Origin of the sequence: Croceivirga thetidis (assembly GCF_012272815.1) — a bacterium.
GTDB lineage: Bacteria > Bacteroidota > Bacteroidia > Flavobacteriales > Flavobacteriaceae > Croceivirga > Croceivirga thetidis.
Genome location: NZ_JAAWWL010000002.1, coordinates 699,517 through 721,902, shown reverse-complemented (window position 1 = coordinate 721,902; position 22,386 = coordinate 699,517). Strand labels below are relative to the sequence as shown.

Annotated in this window: 19 protein-coding genes; 11 read left to right on the top strand and 8 right to left on the bottom strand. The window is 39.3% G+C overall.

Going from position 1 to position 22,386, the window contains the following annotated elements:
- The 3 genes from pxpA to HCU67_RS10900 are packed head-to-tail and all read left to right on the top strand — an operon-like array spanning position 1 to position 2,310.
- Positions 1-741 carry a 5-oxoprolinase subunit PxpA gene (gene pxpA, locus HCU67_RS10910; RefSeq protein ID WP_168552655.1) on the top strand — a complete coding sequence of 247 codons (741 nt, stop codon included), beginning with the start codon at positions 1-3 and terminating at the stop codon, positions 739-741.
- Positions 741-1,472, top strand: a complete 732-nt coding sequence (gene pxpB, locus HCU67_RS10905; RefSeq protein ID WP_168552654.1) for a 5-oxoprolinase subunit PxpB — start codon at positions 741-743, stop codon at positions 1,470-1,472. The genes pxpA and pxpB overlap by 1 nt, the downstream gene beginning before the upstream one ends.
- Positions 1,465-2,310 (top strand): 5-oxoprolinase subunit C family protein, encoded by an 846-nt coding sequence (locus HCU67_RS10900; protein WP_168552653.1) that lies wholly within the window; start codon positions 1,465-1,467, stop codon positions 2,308-2,310. Before pxpB ends, HCU67_RS10900 begins: the two co-directional genes overlap by 8 nt.
- Here HCU67_RS10900 and HCU67_RS10895 read toward each other — a convergent pair.
- A complete protein-coding gene (locus tag HCU67_RS10895) occupies positions 2,301-3,029 on the bottom strand; it encodes a nitroreductase family protein (protein ID WP_168552652.1) in 729 nt (242 codons plus the stop codon). The two genes, HCU67_RS10900 and HCU67_RS10895, sit on opposite strands and share 10 nt — an antisense overlap.
- Before the next feature lie 221 nt (positions 3,030-3,250).
- Here HCU67_RS10895 and ilvD point away from each other — a divergent pair, with 221 nt between their 5' ends.
- The 6 genes from ilvD (at position 3,251) to HCU67_RS10865 (ending at position 11,026) form a co-directional block, all read left to right on the top strand.
- On the top strand, positions 3,251-4,927 hold the full coding sequence (gene ilvD, locus HCU67_RS10890; protein WP_168552651.1) for a dihydroxy-acid dehydratase: 1,677 nt from the start codon (positions 3,251-3,253) through the stop codon (positions 4,925-4,927).
- A 56-nt stretch (positions 4,928-4,983) separates the two neighbouring features.
- Positions 4,984-6,717, top strand: coding sequence for a biosynthetic-type acetolactate synthase large subunit (ilvB, locus tag HCU67_RS10885; RefSeq protein ID WP_168552650.1), 1,734 nt, complete (start codon positions 4,984-4,986; stop codon positions 6,715-6,717).
- 7 nt (positions 6,718-6,724) lie between these two features.
- The gene (locus HCU67_RS10880; RefSeq protein ID WP_246865761.1) at positions 6,725-7,306 is read left to right on the top strand and encodes an O-methyltransferase; all 582 of its coding nucleotides are present in this window, start codon (positions 6,725-6,727) and stop codon (positions 7,304-7,306) included.
- A 2-nt stretch (positions 7,307-7,308) separates the two neighbouring features.
- A complete protein-coding gene (ilvN, locus tag HCU67_RS10875) occupies positions 7,309-7,839 on the top strand; it encodes an acetolactate synthase small subunit (RefSeq protein WP_168552649.1) in 531 nt (176 codons plus the stop codon).
- 25 nt (positions 7,840-7,864) lie between these two features.
- Complete coding sequence (gene ilvC / locus HCU67_RS10870; RefSeq protein WP_168552648.1) at positions 7,865-9,340, top strand: ketol-acid reductoisomerase; 1,476 nt, start codon at positions 7,865-7,867, stop codon at positions 9,338-9,340.
- A 96-nt stretch (positions 9,341-9,436) separates the two neighbouring features.
- Entirely contained in the window at positions 9,437-11,026 is a 1,590-nt protein-coding gene (locus tag HCU67_RS10865) for an NADP-dependent glyceraldehyde-3-phosphate dehydrogenase (RefSeq protein ID WP_168552647.1), read from the top strand.
- A gap of 48 nt (positions 11,027-11,074) precedes the next feature.
- On the opposite strand, the gene leuB is transcribed toward HCU67_RS10865, so the two are convergent.
- The 5 genes from leuB to recG form a co-directional block, all read right to left on the bottom strand.
- Positions 11,075-12,130, bottom strand: coding sequence for a 3-isopropylmalate dehydrogenase (gene leuB / locus HCU67_RS10860; protein ID WP_168552646.1), 1,056 nt, complete (start codon positions 12,128-12,130; stop codon positions 11,075-11,077).
- Between the two features lie 13 nt (positions 12,131-12,143).
- The gene (locus HCU67_RS10855) at positions 12,144-13,658 is read right to left on the bottom strand and encodes an alpha-isopropylmalate synthase regulatory domain-containing protein (protein ID WP_168552645.1); all 1,515 of its coding nucleotides are present in this window, start codon (positions 13,656-13,658) and stop codon (positions 12,144-12,146) included.
- Between the two features lie 9 nt (positions 13,659-13,667).
- Positions 13,668-14,264: a 3-isopropylmalate dehydratase small subunit gene (gene leuD / locus HCU67_RS10850; protein WP_168552644.1), complete on the bottom strand. Its 597-nt coding sequence runs from the start codon at positions 14,262-14,264 to the stop codon at positions 13,668-13,670.
- Positions 14,265-14,315: 51 nt separating this feature from the next.
- Positions 14,316-15,722 (bottom strand): 3-isopropylmalate dehydratase large subunit, encoded by a 1,407-nt coding sequence (gene leuC, locus HCU67_RS10845; RefSeq protein WP_168552643.1) that lies wholly within the window; start codon positions 15,720-15,722, stop codon positions 14,316-14,318.
- Positions 15,723-15,845: 123 nt separating this feature from the next.
- Positions 15,846-17,951, bottom strand: coding sequence for an ATP-dependent DNA helicase RecG (gene recG, locus HCU67_RS10840; protein ID WP_168552642.1), 2,106 nt, complete (start codon positions 17,949-17,951; stop codon positions 15,846-15,848).
- A 46-nt stretch (positions 17,952-17,997) separates the two neighbouring features.
- On the opposite strand from recG, the gene HCU67_RS10835 reads away from it, so the two are divergent.
- Positions 17,998-20,100, top strand: coding sequence for a M1 family metallopeptidase (locus tag HCU67_RS10835; protein ID WP_168552641.1), 2,103 nt, complete (start codon positions 17,998-18,000; stop codon positions 20,098-20,100).
- Positions 20,097-21,011 carry a patatin-like phospholipase family protein gene (locus tag HCU67_RS10830; RefSeq protein ID WP_168552640.1) on the top strand — a complete coding sequence of 305 codons (915 nt, stop codon included), beginning with the start codon at positions 20,097-20,099 and terminating at the stop codon, positions 21,009-21,011. Before HCU67_RS10835 ends, HCU67_RS10830 begins: the two co-directional genes overlap by 4 nt.
- An 8-nt stretch (positions 21,012-21,019) precedes the next feature.
- Here HCU67_RS10830 and HCU67_RS10825 read toward each other — a convergent pair whose 3' ends face one another.
- The gene (locus HCU67_RS10825; RefSeq protein ID WP_168552639.1) at positions 21,020-21,538 is read right to left on the bottom strand and encodes a DUF7935 family protein; all 519 of its coding nucleotides are present in this window, start codon (positions 21,536-21,538) and stop codon (positions 21,020-21,022) included.
- A 63-nt stretch (positions 21,539-21,601) separates the two neighbouring features.
- On the bottom strand, positions 21,602-22,363 hold the full coding sequence (locus HCU67_RS10820) for a coiled-coil domain-containing protein (RefSeq protein WP_168552638.1): 762 nt from the start codon (positions 22,361-22,363) through the stop codon (positions 21,602-21,604).
- Positions 22,364-22,386: the final 23 nt, after the last annotated feature.

The following is a 22,386-nucleotide window of genomic DNA, read 5'->3' as shown; positions in this document are numbered from 1 at the left end:
ATGGGATTCAAACTAATTGATATTAATTGTGATGTAGGCGAGGGAGTGGGCAATGAAGAACAACTATTACCCTTAATCAGTTCATGTAATATTGCTTGTGGCGGACATGCAGGTGATGAAAAAATCATTCGGAATACCATTGGATTGGCAATCTCAAATGGTGTTAAAATAGGTGCGCACCCGAGCTATCCTGACAAAGAAAATTTTGGTAGAAAAGTTCTTGATATTTCCAGTAAGGATTTGGTTGAAAGTATAAAAAACCAAATGAATTTATTTTCAAGCTTATTGCAAAAAGAAAGGGGTAGTTTGCATCATATAAAAGCACACGGAGCCTTGTATAATCAAATTGCAAAAGATGACATTCTTGCGGGCGTTTTTTTGCAGGCTATTGACTCTTATAAAAGTAACTGCCGGTTATATGTACCATTCAATTCTAAAGTGGCCAAATTGGCGAAAAAATTAAACTTTACTATTGTTTATGAAGCTTTTGGAGACAGAAATTATAATGCGGATTTAAGTCTTGTCTCGAGAACCAACGAAAACGCACTAATCCAAGAACCAAAATTGGTGTTGGAACATATTAAAAGGATGGTAATCAAGGGTGTAGTTAGAACAGTTGGCGGTGTTGATAAACCTATAATATCTGAAACTTATTGTATTCATGGCGATACCCCTTCGGCATTTAAAATATTAACGTATCTTCAACGCGAATTGCCAAATTATAAGCTGAAAATCGCCTAGTGAATTCCTTCCCAATAACCATAGATGCTTACGGCGAATCCGCAATAATTGTTAAATGGCCCAATGAAGTAAGTGAAGAAATCCTTGATGATATTTTATTTTTTCAAGAAAAGCTAAAAGGTGTTCTCGACGACAATTGGGACCTTATACCCGCCTACAATTCTTTGACACTGGTCAATCCGTTTACTACAATTAGTTTTCAAGAAATCAAGCCTAAATTGGAAGAATGGTATTCCACAAAAGGCATGCTTGGACAAACGGAACGATATTTATGGAAACTCCCTGTATGTTACGACGACGAGTTCGCACTTGATTTTAGCTCCTTAGAAGATCAAATAGGTCTTTCCAAAGAAGAAATAATCAAACTACACACGTCCCATTCCTACACGGTATACGGCATTGGTTTTTTACCGGGGTTTATGTATTTGGGCGGATTACCACCCGTACTTGAGACCAAGCGTCGAGATACCCCAAGATTGCATGTTGATAAAGGTTCTGTCGGTCTAGCTGGTAAGCAAACGGGTATTTATCCTCAGGATTCTCCTGGGGGTTGGAATATTATTGGAAAATGTCCTGTGCCAATGTTCAACCTTAAGGCAAAATCACCATGTTTTGTTAGTGTTGGGGATAAGGTACAGTTTTTTAGCATTGGGAAACCTGAATATGAAGTGTATAAGATTGAAGCACAAGTGGGAATTTTAGAACCTGAAAAATTGCCTTGGAATGCTTAAGATTTTGAAACCCGGTTTCTATACCACCATACAAGACTCTGGTAGATTTGGCTTCCGAAATAAAGGTGTTCCGGTTTCTGGATGTATGGATAACATGGCATTCGAACAGTGTAATAGGCTTCTTGAGAACGAAAAAAATACTCCGGTTTTAGAAATCACGATGACAGGCCCCACACTAGAATTTTTGGAGCCAACTTTCATTACTTTGACGGGTGCCAATATGAACCCTAAATTGAATAACGACTCAATTTCGAATTATTCAGTGATTCGAGTTAAAAAGGGTGATGTATTATCTTTTGAAAAACTGGCTTCCGGTTTTCGTTGTTATTTGGGTGTCAAGGGTGGTTTTGAAACTGAAATGGTTTTGGACAGTGCATCTCAATTTATGCCATTGACCCCGAAAGCGCAATTAACGAAGAATGACGAAGTGGCCTACAAGTCGCACTCCGATTTCAATCCATTGATATCAGGTATGAAACCGGCCAATTACCTGTCTGAAACGAATTTACAGGTTTTTCAGGGTCCAGAATTCCATCTTTTATCTGAATCTCAAATTGATAAGTTGTTTGCTTCCGAATTTCATATCTCAAAGGAAAACAATCGTATGGCTTACCAATTAGAAGAAGCCTTTGAGAGTCACTCCCATAACATATTAACATCTGCAACCTTACCAGGAACGGTGCAATGCACCCCTGCAGGTAAACTGATAATATTAATGCGTGATGGTCAAACTACAGGAGGCTACCCAAGATTATTACAACTACGAAATGATGCTATTTCTGCCTTAGCCCAGAAAAAAATGGGTGATAAAATCAAATTTGAGTTGTTTTACAATTGATGGTAAACCTCTTCAAAAGGAATTCGAAATCGTTCTCCATAAATTCCGCCATCATCGCGAACACCACAACCGATAACCATATTGATTTCAGCACCAAAAGGTAGTCCCAGGATCTTTTTAATTTTTAGGGTATCACTGCCTTCCATTGGACAAGTGTCATAACCTTGAGCGGCCATACTTATCATAAAGTTCTGTGCCGCTAGCCCTGCACTTTTGTGGGCAACAATTCGCATGTCTGATGTCCTTACCTGTCTATAAGTGGGTTTAAAGAGACCAAATACTTGAAATATCAAGAATTTAATCCAACCTAGTATTCCAAGAAAATCGAAATAAACTGTGGGTATTAATTTTTCGTAGTAATTCAATGCGAATTTTTCCCTTTTTGAGTAATCAGAAGCTGACTTATTGCCAAAGGATTTTTTGAGGAACGAGATATTGGCTGCAGCACGTTTACGCCATAAATCCTTTCGCACAACTACAATCAACAACTGTTTTGCAGTTTTAGCCGCATTTTGCCCAAGACATGCCTTGGTCATTTTCTTTAAAATTGAAGAATCGGTCAAATGGTAGAATTCCCATAGTTGAAGATTACTGCTAGTTGGGGCAAGAGAGGCGTTTTTGATACACTCTTTCACAATATTGGTGTCAAGTTCTATTTCCGGATTGAAAATTCGTACTGAACGACGATACGAGATGGCTTCTGAAACAGTTTTTTCCATAGCACATAAAAATACCCCAATCTTTTTATTAGCTGTTCAGAATTAATTGAATGTGGTAAAAAAGCAGGTTTAAATATTTAGAAATCAATTGGTTAAAACTATATGACCTAACCTGAATCTAAACCAATGCTATTTGTTAAAAAAATAGGGTATTGGAATCTTATATTTTTGGTAATGAAAGTATTTTCAAGTGTAATTATCTCTTGAAACGACGATGTTATATGGAATTGAATAAGTATAGTAAAAATGTCACCCAAGACCCTACACAACCTGCAGCGCAAGCAATGCTTCATGCAATTGGGTTGACCGAAGACGACTTGAATAAACCCTTAATTGGGATTGGTAGTACAGGTTATGAGGGTAATCCTTGTAATATGCATTTGAATGCACTTTCTAAAAAGGTCAAGGAGGGCATACAATCAACGGATTTAGTCGGTTTGATATTCAATACAATCGGGGTTAGTGATGGTATTTCAATGGGTACCTATGGTATGCGCTATTCATTGCCTTCTCGTGATATCATAGCCGATTCCATGGAGACTGTGGTACAAGCCATGAATTATGATGGTTTGGTGACCGTTGTAGGTTGCGATAAAAATATGCCTGGTGCACTGATGGCCATGATACGACTTGATCGTCCGTCTGTTTTGGTTTACGGGGGTACAATTGCTTCAGGGTGTTTAGGAGAGAAAAAGCTCGATGTGGTATCCGCATTTGAAGCTTGGGGTGAGAAAGTTGCAGGAACACTTAACGAAGAAGACTACAAGGCGGTCATTCAAAATGCTTGCCCAGGGGCTGGAGCTTGTGGCGGCATGTATACAGCCAATACCATGGCTTCATCAATTGAAGCCCTTGGCATGTCGATTCCATACAGTTCCTCAAACCCAGCTACCGGAGAAGAAAAACCAAATGACTGTATTGAAGCAGGAAAAGCTTTGAGACAATTATTGGAAAAGGACATTAAACCGAGTGATATCATAACTAAAAAATCACTTGAAAATGCAATAAGACTAATTACTGTTCTAGGAGGGTCTACCAATGCGGTCCTTCATTTTTTAGCAATTGCCAAAGCCGCCAATATAGAATTCGGATTGGATGATTTTCAAAGAATCAGTGATTCCACTCCTTTTTTGGCAGACTTAAAACCAAGTGGTAAGTTTTTGATGGAAGACGTACATCGGGTTGGTGGTGTGCCGGCTGTTATGAAGTTTATGTTGGAAAAAGGCATGCTTCACGGCGATTGTTTAACCGTTACCGGAAAAACAGTTGCTGAAAATTTAGCCAATGTACCGAGTTTAACTGATGGTCAGAAAGTGGTTCATGATTTGGACAATCCAATAAAAGAAACAGGTCATATTCGCATTTTATATGGTAACCTGGCGTCAGAAGGGGCAGTTGCCAAAATAACAGGCAAAGAAGGATTACATTTTTCAGGACCTGCAAAAGTATTTGAAGGAGAATTCGAGGCAAACGATGGTATTCGGAATGGATTGGTGAAAAAAGGAGATGTAGTAGTGATTCGTTATGAAGGTCCAAAAGGAGGGCCGGGTATGCCTGAAATGTTAAAGCCAACAGCTGCGATAATGGGTGCAGGACTTGGTAAGGACGTCGCATTGATTACTGACGGCCGTTTCTCAGGTGGAACACATGGCTTTGTTGTGGGGCATATCGCTCCTGAAGCACAAGATGGTGGTGGAATTGCTTTGGTAAAAGATGGTGATCTCATTACAATTGATGCGGAAAAGAACACCATTTCAGTTGATATTAGCGATGAGGAGTTACAGGCAAGAAGATCAAAATGGACCAAACCTCAGTTAAAGGTTAAAAGAGGAAGTCTTTATAAATACGCCAAAATGGTCTCATCAGCCTCTCAAGGTTGCGTTACCGACGAGTTATAATTTAAGTTGAATTTAATAAGCTGCTATATTAGGTATCAGTAAAGCAGGAAAGACCTATGGAAACACTAAAGGTTGAAAAGAAAACAAAAGGGGCATCTGAGAAACTTCGAATTTCAGGTGCTGAAGCAGTTATCCATTGTTTATTGGCTGAAGGAGTAGATTTGATTTATGGATATCCTGGCGGGGCCATCATGCCGGTTTATGATGAATTGTACAAATTTCAGGACAAATTAACCCATATTCTTACTAGGCATGAACAGGGTGCCACCCATGCAGCACAAGGTTATGCAAGGGTCAGCGGTAGGGTAGGAGTAGCTATGGCAACTTCAGGTCCTGGGGCCACCAATTTGGTAACTGGTCTTGCCGATGCTCAAATTGATTCGACACCAATGGTATGCATTACTGGTCAGGTACCGAGGCATTTATTAGGTTCCGATGCTTTTCAAGAAACCGATATTGTTGGTATCTCAACTCCCGTAACCAAATGGAACTATCAAATTACCAAGGCTGAAGAAATTCCTGCAATTTTTGCCAAAGCATTTTATATCGCTAAATCAGGGAGACCGGGTCCAGTACTGATTGATATTACTAAAAATGCTCAGTTTGATGAATTGGATTTCGAATACAGCAAATGTACCGGTGTACGAAGTTATAAACCTGTACCAAAGGCCGATGAAAGTGCTTTAAAATCTGCAGCAGATCTAATTAATGCTGCAAAAAAACCATACATCGTGTGGGGGCAAGGCGTTATTTTGGGCGAAGCTGAAAATGAGCTAAAAGCGTTTATTGAAAAAACAGGGATTCCTGCGGCATGGACCATTATGGGCGAATCAGCAATTGATACAGATCATCCCTTGAATGTCGGCATGGTAGGTATGCATGGTAATTATGGCCCAAATGTTCTTACCAATGAGTGTGATTTACTTTTAGCCATTGGGATGCGGTTTGATGATCGTGTTACTGGTAATTTGGAAACATATGCCAAACAGGCAAAAATCGTTCATTTTGAAATTGATCCTGCTGAAATCAATAAAAACGTTGAAGTAGATGTTGCCTTATTGGGTAATGCAAAGGATACACTCGCTAGAATACTTCCTCTTGTAGATGAAAAATCCCACCCTGAATGGCGAGAGGAATTTGATAAAAAGCATAAAGAAGAATTTGAAGCTGTCATAAAGAATGACATTCATCCTACCAAACCTGGTTTAACCATGGGCGAGGTGATTGAAGAAGTCAATAAGGCATCTGAGCATAAAGCTGTAATCGTTACCGACGTGGGGCAACACCAAATGATTGCCTGTCGTTATGCAAAATTCAAACAAAGTAAAAGTAACATTACCTCAGGTGGTTTGGGAACTATGGGCTTTGCATTACCAGCGGCAATTGGTGCCAAACAAGGAGCGCCCGAGAGAGAAGTTGTTGCCGTAATTGGTGATGGAGGATACCAGATGACCATACAAGAACTTGGGGTTATTTTTCAGCACCAAATCGCAGTTAAAATATTGGTTTTGAACAATGATTTTTTGGGTATGGTTCGTCAATGGCAGCAGCTATTTTTTGATAAGCGGTATGCTTCTACCGTTATGACCAATCCAGATTTTGTTAAAATAGCAGAGGGGTACCATATAAAGGCGAACCGAGTATCAGAACGTAAAGATCTTGAAAAAGCAGTTCAGGAAATGATTGCTTTTGACGGACCTTATTTTTTGGAAGTAAAGGTTGAAAAAGAGGACAATGTTTTTCCAATGATTCCTTCAGGGGCATCAGTATCAGACATAAGACTTAAATAACTTAGAATTGGATCAAGCCTTAATCTTAGAAAAGCCTGAACAGTATACAAGACTTCTTCAAAAGTCTAATGAAATCGGTTTTACCATGCCTTCTGATATTTATATCGGAACGCTTCTGAAAAGTTTGATTGCTTCAAAGCCTAAAGGTAATTTCTTGGAGTTGGGCACTGGTATTGGGCTATCACTCTCATGGATGATTGAAGGAATGGACGCTGAGTCTTCTATTACGAGTATTGACAATGATAGTGAATTGGTAAAAAGTGTATCGGAGTTTTTTGGAAATGACAAAAGGGTTAATCTGATTTGTGATGATGCCGCAGAGTTTCTACAAAGGTATGATGGTCCCAATTTTGATTTGGTCTTTGCCGATGCCTGGCCAGGCAAATATGCTTGTTTAGATGAAGTTTTGGATTTAATAAATAAAGGTGGCTTTTATATCATCGATGACATGTCAAGCCAACCCAATTGGCCCGAAGGGCATGACGAGAATGTTAGAAATTTAATAAGCACACTAGAAATTCGTGACGATATAACCATTACTAAAATGGATTGGTCGACAGGAGTTATAATTGCAGTTAAAATCGCATAATTATGGAAAAACAGTGGTTTACCATATCGGTTTATTCAGAGAACAACGTAGGATTATTGAACAGAATATCAGGAATCTTCCTGAAAAGACATATTAATATCGAAAGTCTGAATGTATCAAAATCAGAAATAGAGAATGTTTCAAAATTTACAGTTGTAGTTCATACCACTGAGATATGGGTACAACGAATCGTGCAGCAGATTGAAAAACAAATTGATGTGATTAAGGCTTTTTATCACACGGATGACGAAACTATTTTTCAAGAAACTGCCTTGTTCAAGATACAGTCTAGCTTACTTTTTGATGAACGTCAAATTCAAAACATAATCAAAGAAAGTCATGCACAAATTGTAACGGTTGCACGCGACTTTTTTGTTTTGGCAAAAACTGGTAGAAGACACGAAATAGACGAGATGCACGATAAATTAGAGCCATTTGGTATAATGCAATTTGTGCGTTCTGGACGCATCGCAGTAACAAAAGACACCATGCCAATTACTGAATTATTGGCTGAATTTCAATTAGAGAACTAAAAATCAAAACATAACACTTAAGAAAATGACAAACTACTTCAATACACTATCATTACGAGATCAGTTGGAGCAACTCGGAAAATGCCGTTTTATGGATGCGCATGAGTTTGCTGATGGTGTAAACGCTTTGAAGGGAAAGAAAATAGTAATTGTTGGTTGTGGGGCTCAAGGTCTTAATCAAGGTTTGAACATGCGAGATTCAGGGCTTGATATTTCTTATGCGCTTCGTGATGCAGCTATTCAAGAAAAGCGACAGTCTTACAAAAACGCCTCTGAGAATAATTTTACAGTTGGCAATTATGAAGAACTAATTCCTAATGCGGATGTCGTTATTAACCTTACACCAGACAAGCAACACACTAATGTAGTAAGTACGGTGATGCCATTAATGAAAAAAGGGGCCACACTTTCATACTCACATGGTTTCAATATTGTTGAAGAAGGAATGCAGATTCGAGAAGATCTGACTGTAATCATGGTAGCACCTAAAAGTCCAGGTTCTGAAGTTCGGGAAGAATACAAAAGAGGTTTTGGTGTGCCAACATTAATCGCGGTTCATCCTGAAAATGATCCTGAAGGAAAAGGTCTCGCCCAAGCAAAAGCATATGCGGCAGCTACTGGTGGTCATAGGGCCGGGGTTTTGGAATCATCATTTGTAGCGGAAGTTAAATCTGACCTAATGGGCGAACAAACAATTCTATGTGGCCTATTACAGACCGGTTCGATTCTGAGTTTTGATAAAATGCTTGAAAAAGGTATCGATGCAGGTTATGCCTCTAAATTGATTCAATACGGATGGGAAACCATCACAGAAGGATTAAAACAAGGTGGTATTACCAATATGATGGACCGTCTATCCAATCCAGCAAAAATCAAAGCTTTTGACTTGGCCGAAGAGATGAAGGTAATTATGCGACCGTTATTTCAAAAGCACCAAGACGATATAATGAGTGGCCATTTTTCAAAGACCATGATGGAAGATTGGGCAAATGGAGATAAAAATTTATTGACTTGGAGAGCCGCTACGGGCGAAACTTCTTTCGAAAAGACACCTGCTGGAGATATTGAAATTTCAGAACAGGAATACTATGACAATGGTGTATTAATGGTCGCTTTTGTTAAAGCTGGTGTTGAATTGGCCTATGAAACTATGACCGAATCTGGAATAATCGGTGAATCTGCATACTATGAATCTTTACATGAAACCCCGTTGATAGCCAATACCATTGCACGTAAAAAATTATTTGAAATGAATAGGGTTATCTCTGATACGGCTGAGTATGGTTGCTATCTATTTGACCACGCCTGTAAACCCCTATTGGAGGATTTCATGAAAAACATTGATACCGATGTCATTGGAAAGGACTTCATTAATGGCAGCGACCATGGTGTTGACAACAGAAGACTTATTGCGGTTAACAAGGCCATTCGTGAGCATGAAGTTGAGATTGTTGGCGCAAGACTGCGAGAGTCAATGACAGCAATGAAACCCATTGTTTAGATAAAAGCAAACGAAGAAATTTTCGTTACCTTCATTTTGTTTAATATTTAAGATAAAATATTAAACAAAATAGTATCTTTAGTAAAATTCATTACGATGACTACGCAAAATTTAATTCCAGAAGAATTTCAAATTCAAAATGAAATCCACCAAAAGCAATATTTGGTCAATGGGGAATTAAAGAACTGGAACGGAGCAACTTCAGAGGTGTTCTCCACGATTTCTTCTACAAAGGAGTACAAACCAACTCTTTTGGGTAGTATTCCTAACAATGCGGAAACCGAAGCCTTAGAGGCATTGGATGCCGCAACTAACGCTTGGGACAATGGCAAAGGGGTTTGGCCCACCATGAAAGTCAAAGACAGGATTGCCTGTATGGAAAACTTTGTTTCCCAAATGAAGATGAAGCGTGAAGAGGTCGTAAAGTTGTTAATGTGGGAGATAGGAAAGAACAAACCTGATTCGTACAAAGAATTTGACCGTACGGTTGATTACATTAATGATACCATTGAGGAATATAAACAACTGGACCGTGATGCTGCAAATTTCAAAAAGCACGATGGTGTATACGCGCATATTCGTCGTGGTCCACTAGGTGTGGTGCTTTGTTTGGGACCTTACAACTATCCGTTGAACGAGACATTTACACTATTGATTCCCGCATTAATCATGGGAAATACGACGATTTTCAAACCTGCTAAGCACGGCGTATTGTTAATTACCCCACTGTTGGAAGCGTTCCAAAGTAGTTTTCCTAAAGGTGTAGTAAATATTCTATTTGGTAGGGGTAGGGCGATTGCAGGACCCATAATGACAACCGGTAAGATTGATGTCCTCGCCCTAATAGGTCATAGTTCTTCCGCAAATGCATTGGTCAATCAACATCCGAAAAGTAATAGATTACGTCAGGTTTTAGGACTTGAAGCCAAAAACCCGGCCATAATTCTACCAGATGCAGATTTGGATTTGACAGTTAAGGAATGTATCGCAGGTACGCTTTCTTATGACGGCCAGCGTTGCACAGCCTTGAAAATAGTCTATGTGCACAAAGATGTTGAAGAAGAATTCTTAAAGCGTTTCTCAGCTGCTGTAGATGAATTGAAGTTTGGAAACCCTTGGGACGAAGGGGTTCAGCTTACCCCACTCCCTGAACCTGGTAAACCGGCATATATTCAGGAGCTAATTGATGATGCCAAAGAGAAAGGCGGAAAAATTATTAATGCTAAAGGCGGGGAGCGTTCTGAGAATTTTATTTGGCCATCGGTCATACATCCGGTAACCAAAAACATGCGTGTTTATGAAGAGGAACAGTTTGGTCCAGTAATTCCGGTAGTCACATTTACTGATATCGATGAGCCTTTAGATGATATGGCCGAAAGCAACTACGGCCAACAGGTAAGTTTGTTTGGTAAGGATGTGTATACACTTTCCCCATTGATTGATACATTGGCTAACTTGGTTTGCCGTGTGAACCTAAATAGTTCATGCCAGCGTGGACCGGATGTTTACCCATTTACGGGCAGAAAAGACTCCGCCCAATCAACACTCAGTGTTCATGATGCCTTACGTTCGTTTAGTATTCGAACCTTTGTAGCGTTTAAAGACAACGATTTAAACAATGAAACTGTTGAGCAGCTTTTAGACGCGAAGGTCAGCAATTTTTTAAGTACGGATTACTTATTATAATAAAAGGCCCTGTGATTCACTGGGCCTTTTTATTTCTTTTATTAACTACTAAAGGTTGTTTGCCAACCAATCTCCAACTTCTGATGTTTTATAAGATTTGCCTCCATCAGCCAAGTCTTCTGTTACTATACCTTCTGCTAAAGATTTATTTACTACTTCTCGAATGGCTTCTGCTTCCTCAGCAAGGTTAAGGTCTTCAAATAGCATTGCTGCTGAAAGTACTGTTGCCAATGGATTCGCAATATCCTTGCCAGCTGCCTGTGGGTACGAACCATGAATAGGTTCATATAATCCAATCTTTTCACCCAAAGACGAAGAAGGCATTAGTCCCATAGAACCTGAAATAACCGAGGCTTCATCGGTTAAAATATCTCCGAAAAGGTTGGCCGTTATGATGACATCATAGCCTTTTGGCCACTGTATCAATCGCATAGCAACAGCATCTACAAATTCGTAGGTAACTTCAACTTCGGGATAGTCCTTTTCCATTCGTTGAACCGTTTCCCTCCATAGTCTGGAGGCTTCCAAGACGTTAGCCTTATCAACACAGCACAACTTCTTGCCACGTTTCAAAGCCATTTCAAAACCTTTTTTGGCGATGCGTTCAATTTCAAAACGATGGTATGTCATAGTATCAAAGGCGGTCTCTCCCTCATTTAGTCGTCCTCGTTCACCAAAGTAAACACCGCCGGTCAATTCACGTACGATAACCAAGTCGGTACCTTCAATTCTGTCCCGTTTTAAAGGGGATTTGTCAATTAGGGACGGAAATGTAAAAGTAGGTCGCACATTGGCAAACAAGCCCAATGCCTTACGCATTTTTAACAATCCTTGCTCTGGTCTAACCTTAGCTGAAGGGTTGTTATCAAATCTTGGATCCCCAATGGCGCCGAACAATACAGCATCAGAGGCCTCACAAATCGCATGTGTTTCATCAGGATAGGGTTCGCCAACAGCATCAATAGCTGCCGCTCCTACCAAAGCCGATTTCCAGCTTATTTCATGATTGAACTTTGATGCCACTGCATTACATACTTTAACAGCTTGGTCAATAACTTCGGGGCCGATACCGTCACCGGCCAGCAAAGCGATATTAAGGTTCATATAGTTGTTTTGGTTAAATTAAATTGAGCATTTTTTCAGTGGCCTTAATAGCCGAAACAGTTTGATCGGAATCGAGACCTGTTGTAACGAAATCGTTCTTTTTGGTTTTCCAGGTTATCATGGTTTCACATAGGGCGTCAGAACTACTACCTGGTGGGATTCGAACGGCATAATCTATTAATTTTGGCAAACTACTATCACGCTTTTCATAAATCTTTTTTAGAGCATTCATGAAAGCATCAAATTGGCCATCGCCTTGGGCATTTTCTTCGTATAAATCGCCATCGATTTCAATGCAAAGGGTAGTGGAGGGCATCAATCCTTTTGCATGGGTCAAAACATAGGACTTTATGAATACCTTTTGCTTAAATGAGCTGCTATCCAATACGTCTGAAATGATGTACGGCAAATCATCTTTGGTAACTTTTTCTTTTTTATCACCAAGTTCGATGATGCGTTCAGTAACTTTTTTTACTTCCTCATCATTAAGGGTCAAACCAAGCTCTTGTAGGTTTTTAAGAATATTGGCCTTTCCAGATGTCTTTCCTAATGCATATTGGCGTTTTCTTCCGAAACGCTCAGGCATCAAATTGCTGAAGTAGAGATTGTTTTTGTTGTCACCATCGGCATGGATACCTGCCGTTTGGGTAAATACATTTTCACCTACCACAGGTTTGTTAGCTGGTATGCTAAAACCTGTAAAAGTAGAGACCAGTTTGCTCACTTTATAAAGTGAGGATTCTATAACCTTTGTATTTATTTCTGGCAAGAAATCATTTATAACGGCTATTGTACTGGCCAATGGGGCGTTACCAGCGCGTTCACCCATGCCATTAACGGTTAAATGCAATCCATGCGCACCGGCTTTAAGCGACTCCATTACATTTGAAACACTTAAATCATAGTCGTTATGGCCATGAAAATCAAAGTGAATTGTAGGATAACGCTTGACTATTTTCTCAACATATTCAAATGTTTCTGAAGGAGTCAAAACTCCTAAGGTATCCGGTAAAAGGATACGTTTTATGGGTTGGGTCGCTAAGAAATCAAGAAATTGGAATACGTAATCAGGTGAGTTCCGCATACCATTGCTCCAATCCTCTAAATACACATTAGTTTCGATTCCTTCGTCAAGTCCTAATTGAACAACTTCGGCAATCCCCTCAAAATGTTCTTCAGGAGTTTTTTTCAATTGGTGGGTCAAATGGTTCATCGAGCCCTTTGTGAGTAGATTTTGAACCCTTGCACCTGCCTTCTTCATCCATTTAATGGAAGCACCTCCATCAACAAATGTCAACACTTCCACCTGTGTAAGTCTATTTTCTTCAGCTGCCCATTCCGTAATATTTTTAACGGCGTTGAATTCGCCCTCAGAGACCCTTGCGGAAGCTACTTCTATACGGTCTACTTTTAATTCCTCCAATAACAATTTTGCCAAGGTCAATTTTTCAGAAGCCGTAAAGGAAACCCCAGAAGTCTGCTCCCCATCACGTAGGGTAGTATCCATTATTTCAATGGTTCGAGCCATTTTGTTGAATTAAAAAGGTCGGGTTTGAGCGAATTCCTTAATGTTATCCTTGAGATTCAAGAGATAGTCAATATCATCAAAACCGTTAAGTAAATTTCCTTTTTTGTATTCGTTGATACCAAATGTTTCAAACTCTCCAGTACTTAAAATAGTAAATGTTTGTTCAGGGAGGTCTACTTTGAATTCGGTATTCGGGTCTGATTCAATGGCCTTGAATATCTTTTCCAGAAAATCGGGACTTATTTGCACGGGTAAAACACCTACGTTTAAACAGTTGTTCCTAAAAATATCTGCAAAGAAACTGGAAACCACACATCTGAATCCATAGTCATAAACTGCCCATGCCGCATGTTCCCTTGACGAGCCAGAACCAAAATTTTTACCACCTACAAGAATTTTTCCACTGTAGATGGGATTGTTTAATACAAACTGTTCTTTTGGGGTGTCATCGGTATTATATCTCCAATCTCGAAAAAGGTTGTCTCCAAAACCTTTACGCTCCGTTGCCTTTAAAAATCGTGCAGGTATAATTTGATCGGTATCCACATTTTCTATGGGTAAGGGAACCGCCGTAGAATTAAGTACACTGAATTTATCGTAAGCCATCTTTCTTTTCTTTTTAAATATTCCCGCGAATGCGAGATTGTAATTTTTTATTTAAGCCGTTTCTAATTGCATCAATTCCCGGGGGTCTGTGACTTTACCTGTTACCGCTGCCGCCGCAGCCACCAAAGGACTTGCCAATAATGTTCTGGCACCCGGACCTTGTCTTCCTTCAAAATTTCGATTACTGGTACTTACTGCGTATTTGCCTGCAGGAACTTTATCATCGTTCATTGCCAAACAAGCAGAACAGCCAGGTTCACGGAGTTCAAAACCCGAGTCATGAAGAATCTCCAAGATTCCCTCTTCCTTTATGGCTTCTTCAACTCTATGCGACCCTGGTACCAACCATGCGGTGACATTAGCTGCTTTTTTTCTTCCTTTAACAATGGAAGCAAATGCCCTAAAATCTTCTATTCTACCATTGGTACAACTACCCAAAAAAACGAAGTCTATAGGTTTGCCCAACATTTCATCACCTTCATTAAAATTCATGTAAGCCAAGGACTTCTTGTAGGTTTTGGCTCCAGAACCTTCACCAGCTGATGGGATGGAATTTGAAATTCCGAAGCCCATTCCTGGATTGGTTCCATAGGTAATCATTGGCTCAATATCAGAGGCTTCAAATATCAATTCTTTATCAAATTCAGCATCTGTTTCAGAATATAGGGTTTTCCAATAGGCCATGGCCTTATCCCAATCGGCTCCTTTCGGCGCGAATTCGCGACCTTCGATATAATCAAATGTGGTTTCATCTGGTGCTATCATTCCGCCTCGCGCACCCATTTCAATACTTAAATTACAGACGGTCATTCGACCTTCCATCGACATATTTTTAAATACATCACCCGCATATTCTACAAAGTAACCGGTTGCCCCAGATGTTGTCAATTGCGAAATAATGTAAAGCGCTACATCTTTTGGGGTTACTCCAAATTGCAATTCACCATTGATATTAATACGCATGCTCTTTGGTTTTGGTTGCATAATACATTGACTGGCCAAAACCATTTCCACCTCAGAAGTTCCTATACCAAAAGCAATTGCACCAAAGGCCCCATGGGTAGAGGTATGGGAGTCTCCACATACAATTGTGGCACCTGGCAGGGTAATCCCGTTTTCTGGTCCTATAACGTGAACAATTCCGTTTTTTTCGTGTCCTAATCCCCAATAACGAATACCATGTTCACCTGCATTTTTTTCTAGTGCGGCGAGCTGGTTTGCAGACAATGGGTCTTTTACCGGTAGATGTTGATTTAAGGTTGGGGTATTGTGATCTGCAGTTGCAAAGGTTTTATTGGGAAAAATAACCGGAATATTTCGATTCTTTAATCCCAAAAAAGCAACTGGACTTGTCACCTCATGAACCAAGTGACGGTCTATAAACAGCACGTCTGGGCCGTTTTCTATTTTTTTCACAACATGTGAATCCCAGACCTTGTCAAACAACGTATTTCCCATAATACGGTATAAATAAATTTAAGCGACTAAAATAGGAATTGTAGGTAATTTAAATGGAAAGTAGAGACCTGTAAATTACGATGTTCAACAAAGTTGAAATCAATTGTGAAATAGTGAATGCACCTAACTTATATATCCCCAAATGGCTTTATCCTTTACCAGTTCAGCATAGGTTCTTCGAACCGGTAGATTATCTGGCTTGTCCAATTTAGGATCCTGTTTTAATAGTTGAACTGCGTGATGTCTGGCTAATTTCAGAATAGGGTTGTCCTTTACGATATCTGCTATTTTCAGATTTAGCAGTCCACTTTGTTGGGTACCCATTAAATCTCCGGGGCCTCGAAGTTTTAAATCAACCTCTGCAATTTCAAATCCGTCATTGGTTCCTGTCATGGTTTCCAATCGTGTTTTTGCATCGGCCGATAATTTGTGACTTGTCATTAAAATGCAGAAACTCTGTTCCGCACCCCTTCCAACTCGACCACGTAATTGATGCAGTTGTGAAAGGCCGAAACGCTCAGCACTTTCTATGATCATTACCGATGCATTAGGCACATTAACCCCAACCTCTATGACTGTAGTGGCCACCATTAGCTGTGTTTCCCCATTGACAAAACGCTCCATTTCATAATCCTTATCCTGCGGTTTCATTTGCCCATGCACTATGGATATTTGATATTCCGGTTGTGGAAACTCACGGGCAATACTTTCGTAGCCGTCCATCAAATCTTTGTAATCCAAGGCTTCACTTTCTTTGATCAGTGGGTAAACAATATATATCTGACGTCCCTTTTTAATCTCGTCTTTAATAAAACCAAAAACCTTTAACCGATTTGAATCGAATCGATGTACGGTCTTTATAGGTTTTCTACCTGGCGGAAGTTCATCAATTACTGAAATATCCAAATCGCCGTACAAACTCATAGCCAATGTTCTGGGAATAGGTGTTGCTGTCATCACAAGAACATGGGGCGGTATTTCATTTTTATGCCACAATTTGGAACGCTGTGCCACGCCAAATCGGTGTTGTTCATCGATAATGGCTAAACCTAAATTCTTGAATTGGACCTTATCTTCAAGAACGGCATGGGTCCCCACCAAAATATTTAAATTTCCGTTTTCCAATTGGTTGTGCAAAAATGTACGTTCAGCACGTTTTGTAGACCCTGTAAGTAGTGCAATCTTCAAATTCATTTGAAGCAAGAGGTCTTTAAGCCCATTGTAATGCTGTTGGGCCAGGATTTCGGTTGGAGCCATTAAACAGGCCTGAAACCCATTATCAATAGCCAAAAGCATACACATTAGGGCAACAATGGTCTTTCCTGAACCTACATCACCTTGCAGCAAACGGTTCATTTGTGCTGAACTGCCCATATCGTTTCGTATCTCCTTAATAACCCGTTTTTGAGCATTGGTCAATTCAAATGGTAAATGGTTGTTGAAAAACGAATTGAATTGTTCACCCACTTCTTTAAAGGGCAGTCCTTTAATTTTCTTCTTTCGAGCTGCTTTTTTTGAAAGTAACTGCAGTTGCACATAGAACAACTCTTCAAACTTCAATCGAAACTGGGCTTTGGCCAGTAATTCTTGACTTTTTGGGAAATGGATATTTAAGAGTGATTCTGGCTTCGGAAGCAACTTTAGCTCATCAAGCAGGGTTTTGGGTAGGGATTCATTGAAATCAGCTTTAGTTTCCAAAAACAATTGCTGCAACATCTTGCTGACGACTTTGTTGGTGATGCCTTTGGCACTCAGCTTCTCAGTCGATGGATAAATGGGTTGCATACTGATTTTTAGTCCAGCTTGATGGACTTTAAGTAGCTCCATTTCAGGATGTGGCATTGAAAAGCTGTTTCCATAACGGTTCACCTTACCAAAAACCACGTAGGGCTCATTGATTTTAATGTTTTCGCGAATCCATTTGTGTGAACGGAACCACACCAATTTCAACTCTCCGGTTTCATCTACAAAAGAGGCTTCCAAACGTTTTCCGCGCTTTTGTTCTATGGTTTTTAGATTGACAATTTTGCCAACAATCTGAACATCAGCACCACTATTTTGCAGTTGATTGATTTTATAATATTGGGTTTTATCGAGATAACGATTCGGATATAATTGTAATAGGTCACCGAAGGTTTCCAAACCAAGTTCAGTTTTTAAGGCTTCGGCACGATTCGGACCAACACCTTTAAGATAGGCTAGGGGAGTTTGCAGTACGCCACTTCGCATCTAACGAAAATACTTAAATTGGCTTGACTTTTGCTTCTTTCTTTTTATGAGATTCTTTCTTCTTTTTGCACTATTCTGTTTTTCTTTTTCTTTTTCGCAAAGACAGGAGAGTATTGATTTTACAACTGCAAACGTTAAAATAAAAAGGTTAAAAAAAGGATACATAAATGGAAGCGTAAGCTATCGCTTTCATGTCTTGAAAGATGTAGATTCAATATTCTTAAATGCAAATAACATGGCTTTTAGTAGTGTTGTTCTAAATAAAAAACCTTTTGATTATAAATACTTCGATAATAAGATTCGAGTTTATCATGATTTCAAAAAGGGCGAAACATATCATTTATTTTTGAAATTTGCGGCTTTTCCAAAACAAACCGTATACTTTTTGGAAAGGGATTCATGGTTTTCTCTTAAGAAGGAAAAAGACAATTCCAAAGGACAGGTTTGGACACAAGGCCAAGGAAAATATACAAGTCATTGGCTTCCTTCATTGGATGATATGAATGATAAGATTGAATTTGATTTAACAATTCGTGCGGCACCTCAATTTGAAGTTATTGCGAATGGAAATTTGAAGTCATCTGACACCTTGGATTTTTTCCATAATTATTGGAGATATGATATGACTAAACCCATGAGCAGCTACCTTGTTGCTTTTGTTATTGGGGATTTTGAAAAGAAGGTGCTAAAATCAAAGTCTGGCGTTCCTTTGGAATTGTACTATGAACCAAAGGATAGCTTAAAATTTGAACCTACATACCGCTATTCTAGAGAAATTTTTGACTTTTTAGAACAAGAGATTGGGGTAGAATACCCTTGGCAGAATTACAAACAAGTACCTGTTCAAGATTTTCTCTATGCCGGAATGGAAAATACCAGCTGCACCATATTCTCAAACCAATTTGTTATCGATTCCACGGCCTTTGTAGATAAAAATTATATCAATGTAAACGCCCATGAACTGGCACATCAATGGTTTGGTAATTTGGTTACTGAAGTCAGTGGGGAGCACCATTGGTTGCATGAAGGTTTTGCGACCTACTATGCCTACCTAGCGGAAAAAGAACTTTTCGGAGAAGATCATTTTTACTGGAAACTTTACGATACAGCCAAAACCTTACACCAACTTTCGGAAGATGGTCAAGGGGAAGCATTAACCGACCCAGGGGCCGGTAGTTTGACCTTTTACGAGAAAGGAGCATGGGCCTTGGTAATGTTGCGAGAACGTGTTGGTGATTCAAATTTTAAAAAAGGCATTAAATCCTATTTGAAAACCTATGCCTTTAAAAATGCAACGATTTCTGATTTCTTAAATGAAATTCAAAATGCCTCGGGGATAAACCTAGAGAATTTCCAAAAAATTTGGCTTGAAAGTGCGGAATTCCCTTGGCAGGAAGTTAAATGGCTTCTGGAGCAAAAAAGCCAACAAGTCAAGAACTTTTTATTTGTCAAGAAAATCTATTCGAACCAAACTGAAAGCGAAGCAGATTACTGGGTTGATAGCTATTGGAACAATGCATCCGATGAATTTAAAAAACATTGTATACTAGAATTCGAAGAGCAAATTCCAAATACCAGATTAAAGGAAATAATTCAAGAGGAAAGTTTAATAGTTCGGCAAGCAGTGGCCATAGCTATGCCAAAATTCCCAAATGCCCTGCAAGAAGAATTTGAATCATTGCTTACAGATAAAAGCTATGTCACCCAAGAAACGACCCTTTTTAAATTATGGGAAGCTTTTCCAGCCAACCGTTCTAAGTATTTGAAACAAATGGATGGGGTAGTGGGGCTGCCTAATAAAAATGTACGGCAACTATGGCTTACGTTGGCCTTGGTAACTCCAGAGTTTGAACCTGAAAGAAAAAAGGAATTCTACGACGAATTAAATGATTTTACATTACCTAAACACAATTTTGAAGTCAGACAGTTGGCCTTTCAGTATCTTTCTCAAATACAAGCATTAAGTGATAAATCCATTAAGAATTTAGTATTGGCATTGGACCACCATGCTTGGCAGTTCAAAAAATCTTCAAGAAATTTAATCCGTCAATTGTATAATACCCCTGAAGGTAAAATGAGGTTCGAGCAACTGGAGAAGCAGTGGCCAGAAGAATCACAACAAAACTTCCAAAAAGTAATTAATCCATGAAGGCCCTAGTGATTTCAGGAGGTGGAAGCAAAGGTGCCTTTGCAGGAGGTGTCGCTCAATTTCTCATTGAAGAGTTGGGTAGGGAGTATGACATTTTTGTGGGTACTTCTACGGGAAGCCTTTTAATATCCCATCTGGCCTTGGGGAAAATCGACAAAATCAAGAATATCTACTCATCTGTTGATGAGCATAGTATTTTTAGTGTTTGCCCTTATAAAATTCGAAAAAAATATGGGGCAGATATCATCACTCTAAACCATTTCAACATACTTAAGAATTTTATTAAAGGAAAAAAGACCTTTGGTGAGAGTGAAAACCTTCGCAAACTTATAGGTAATAGTATTACAAGGGATGAGTTTGACGAACTCAAAGCGAGTAACAGAAATGTGGTTGTCACTGTCTCCAACCTTTCACTGAACCAAGTAGAATACAAGAGTATTAATGATTTTGGTTACGAGGAGTTTTTAGATTGGATATGGATTTCTTCAAATTATACTCCTTTTATGAGTTTGGTAAGGAAGAATGGATGCGAATATGCCGATGGCGGTTTGGGCAGTCTGGTACCCATAGAAGAGGCTATTCAATTAGGGGCAACAGAGGTAGATGTTGTCGTGCTCCATACAGAGGTTAGTTTCTACAATAAAATGCCTTCACGAAATGCCTTTGAGCTTTTGACCAGCATGTTCACCTTTGTGTTGGAACGAATTGAAAATCAAAATATTAGAATCGGAAAGCTTGTGGCTAATCAACGTGACGTTATTATCAACCTATATTATACCCCAACCATACTTACTACGAATTCCTTGATTTTCAATAAAGAAAAAATGACAAGATGGTGGAAACGAGGTTATCTCTATGCAAAAAACAAGAATACAGAGAGCATGCCCATTCAACCTGAAAAACAAGAATAACCAAAGGTCTACCAAAGAGCTGCTACTTCCTTTTTGATGAAGGCAAGTGCAGCAGAAGAAGGAGAGGTCTTCTCCATAGTTTGATTCAAAATGTCTTCACGAAGTTTATCTGCAGAATCGGAATCACTCATGCCTGCGGAGCGAATGATTCGGATTGTGGCATTTTTAGCAGTTTTGATAATATTCCAACATTCATCACTCAAATAGATTTGTTGGGATAAATTATGCTCAAACTCATTTTCTATCTGCTTAATTAACAAATTTTCATAAGCTGTTTTATCGGCAGTAAGTGGAGAAACCCGTACTACCAGATTATTTACGGTTATTCGTTCTAAAAACAAGGCCATTCGTTCATAGGCCTGTAGTCGAATTGGTAGTGTTTCTTTTTGTGAATCCTTATGCAATAGAAAGCGTCGACGTCCTTCTTCGTTATTGGTATGTAATCTAAAAAAGTAAAAGGCCACTGCCCCAGTTACCACTGCAGGTAATAAATATGCGAAGAGTTGGAAAATATCGTCACCACTCATGTCGGTTTGGAATTTTAGGTTTACAACACAAACGTTTGCAAACCCTTAAAATTATATAGACCCTTAGTTTTTAAATTGGTCTTTCACCATACTATAGAATTGGTCAAATTGTGGCTCCATTCGAAATAGAAAACCATCTTTAAATCCACCATCACGACCTGCACTACTAATTCTGCTAATTTCCACCCCTGCTTTATTTATGGCAAACGCAATGATATTTGCTTGAGCTCCCGTTAGGTCAAAATCTCCTGTATTGCTTAATCCCTCAACAACAATATTATAGTTTGGGTAGTTAGCAAAAAACGCAGCTAATCGCTCGGCAGTTGCTTGGCCTTCTGCTGTTAGCTGTTTGGCTTTATAATCCGTAAAAAAGGAAGTAACCGGATATGAAATACCAATGGAGCGTTCTCCGATACCCAATTGAGGGCCATCACCCAAGGTACCTTTGGCTTTGCCTACCACTTGCACTGCTAGGGAATCATTTTTTGCAAAGACATCTGTAATGGTGTTTATCTGGGCCTCTTTTTTGTCTAGGGTTTCGAGGGCCCTGGTCGCATTGGTTGTATTTCGTTTCGACACTTCGGCAAAATTGTTCAAGTTTTGTAGAAGTGCTGTGTTCGCGGCCTGTAGGTCTTTTAATTGTCTTTCTTTTTCTTCAGCAAAAGTCTTGCTGCTTGAAGCTTCTCTTTCAGCTTTGGCGACTACAGATTTCGTAGAATCAAGCTCTTTTTGTAAGCGGGCAACTTGTGCTATTAACTCTGATTTTTTCTGGGCAGAAACTGTAAGAGTAAAAAGAATGCTAAATAGAAGTAATATTTTTTTCATCGAAATGGATTAGGATTTTGATC